This window comes from Acinetobacter sp. YH12105, assembly GCF_013419095.1.
Taxonomy (GTDB): Bacteria; Pseudomonadota; Gammaproteobacteria; order Pseudomonadales; family Moraxellaceae; genus Acinetobacter; species Acinetobacter pseudolwoffii.
This window is the reverse complement of record NZ_VPAU01000043.1, coordinates 1-2,266: the sequence shown is the minus strand read 5'-3', so window position 1 is coordinate 2,266 and position 2,266 is coordinate 1. Positions and strand designations below refer to the sequence as shown.

3 protein-coding genes are annotated in these 2,266 nt (G+C 56.1%); 1 reads left to right on the top strand and 2 read right to left on the bottom strand.

Features of this window, described 5'->3' with window-relative positions; translation table 11 throughout:
• On the top strand, positions 1–245 hold a 245-nt coding region (locus tag FTU44_RS15345; RefSeq protein WP_373686022.1), incomplete at its 5' end, for a hypothetical protein.
• A gap of 407 nt (positions 246–652) precedes the next feature.
• Here the strand turns inward: FTU44_RS15345 and FTU44_RS14965 are convergent.
• Positions 653–1,195, bottom strand: coding sequence for an AAA family ATPase (locus FTU44_RS14965; RefSeq protein ID WP_000587837.1), 543 nt, complete (start codon positions 1,193–1,195; stop codon positions 653–655).
• Between the two features lie 12 nt (positions 1,196–1,207).
• Positions 1,208–2,068 carry an aminoglycoside N-acetyltransferase AAC(3)-IId gene (aac(3)-IId, locus tag FTU44_RS14960; protein WP_000557454.1) on the bottom strand — a complete coding sequence of 287 codons (861 nt, stop codon included), beginning with the start codon at positions 2,066–2,068 and terminating at the stop codon, positions 1,208–1,210.
• Between the last annotated feature and the right edge of the window lie 198 nt (positions 2,069–2,266).

Sequence of the window (2,266 nt, the reverse complement as noted above, 5' to 3'; positions counted from 1 at the left end):
TACCAGCGTACGGCCCACAGAATGATGTCACGCTGAAAATGCCGGCCTTTGAATGGGTTCATGTGCAGCTCCATCAGCAAAAGGGGATGATAAGTTTATCACCACCGACTATTTGCAACAGTGCCCAAAAAAGTTCGTGGTGGAGAAAAGATAAGCTATGCAAGGCTTTAGGAGACGTGGTTTTTCAGGATGACGAAGAACGATTCGGCGCTAGGTGCAACATAGGTGCATCACACGAGCGCTAGGAACGGCGAAAAAAGGCGGACGTGGCGAAATCGGTAGACGCAGCAGACTTTAAAATTGGAGTGCCCGCGGGGAAATCCGCGGAGTAGAACCGCTCAAAGTCGGGGAACGCTAACGGGCAATACCCTAAGCCAATCCCGAGCCAAGCCCCTTCGGGGGAAGGTGTAGAGACTGGACGGGCGGCGCCTAAAGCCTTCGGGCAATGGCGAAGGGACAGTCCAGACCACGAACGTCATCAGACGGCGGCGAAAGTCGAGGTGGTACGAAAATCTGCTTCTCTGTGAGAGTACGGGTTCGAGTCCCGTCGTCCGCACCACAAAGCCAAACATCCCTGCGATGATCGACCTCTGGGCGTTTGGTCGTGAGCCCGCCACCCTCGCGCTACGCTTTGCGCAGGCGTCGAAGGCGATCAGGTGCGCCCATCGATTCCGTCGAGCACCATCGCTGCGAGTTCATCGCTGGTGTGTGCACCACTATCGAGAACACGGGTTGTGCATGGAAGCCGTTCCCTTGCGGCCAAGCATCGGGCGACATTCGCTAATCGCCACTCTCGAATCTCCGCATTTCGATTCGGGTCAGGATGCATGGTCTGGTTCGCGATCCGGTGACGCAATAGGTCCTCGTTGAGCGTCAGAAAGATGTGCAGCAGCTGATCGTCGATCCGCCTTACCCCGTCGAGTATCTCAGTCAGATAGTCCGGGTGCACGAGCGTCATTGGGATGATGATGTCCTGCGAGTAATTCCTTCGAATCTCCCTGACCGCCGCGATCGTAAGTCCCCTCCACAAGGGGAGATCCTGATAGTCTCCGCTCGCTGGCATGGGGACCGTTTCTTTCACCACGAACCCGATTTCCTCGGGGTCAAAGATCAGCGATTTGGAACGCCGATCGCGCAGCCGCTTAGCGAGCGTCGTCTTTCCGGCGCCGAAAGGTCCGTTGATCCAGATTATCATTGTCGACGGCCTCTAACCTGAAGGCTCGCAAGAGCGCTCGACGGCCTCGTGCGGAGGCACGATCGGAGTGGTTCCGAAATGCTTCTCAAGATAGGTGACGCCGAACGTCACGATGTCCTGCGCGTCGAACAGGTAGCACTGAGCAAAGCCCACGACACCTTCTCGATGGCGACCGAGCTTCACGTAAGCATTTGCTATAGTTTCAACCGCATCCGGCTTTCCTTCGATAGCAAAGCAATCGAGAATGCCGTTTGAATCGTAATCCGATGCCGTTTTCCAGGCGACTTCACCGTCTCTTCCAAGCATCGGCATCTCATACGTCACCCACCGTTTGTTGGGGATATCGGCAACCGCCTCGGCGTAGTGCAATGCGGTAACGGAGTTTAGCGGCGCACCCAACAGCAGGGCCTTCCCGCCAAGGCGAACGAACCGCTCGACGGGCGATCCTTCCCCCAAGGCGTGACCGAGTTCGTGAGGCTCCGTCAGCGTTTCAGCCAGCGGACCAACCGCGACCATCGATGCATCGGGGTGCGCGCTGCGCCGCGCGCCGGGGGCTTGAACCAGAAATTGATTCAGCAGGCCGAACCCACGGTAAGTCCCGGCTGTTGCGGGATCGAACGGCAGCCAGGTACGGCGGGCTTCGTCATCCAGCCGAGCGCCATTCAGAGTCTCCTCGTAGGGTGATCGGTCCCACGACGCGTATCCCATCACAGTGCCAGTCGGCCCAACCGCGGAGCGTAACGCGGCAACGACCGTCTCCGCTCCTCCTTCGACCGGACCAATCGCTTTAAGTGAGGCATGCACCATCAAGAGGTCACCGGTTTGGACTCCGAGTTTTTGAAGCGCCTCCGTTATTGCCTTCCGCGTATGCATCGCGATATCTCCTCTAAACTGCAAAACACTATACCTATCGAGATATCACTCTACTATACCTATCGAGATATAGAGGTGGTCCCACTTGTTTGAACAACTAAAAGCGTATTTATAAGTGATATTCCGCTCTAGTTAAGCCACCTTGTTTTGTTGGGGTAGCTGATCATAGTAAAACTCATTTGGTGTCATTTTGTCTAG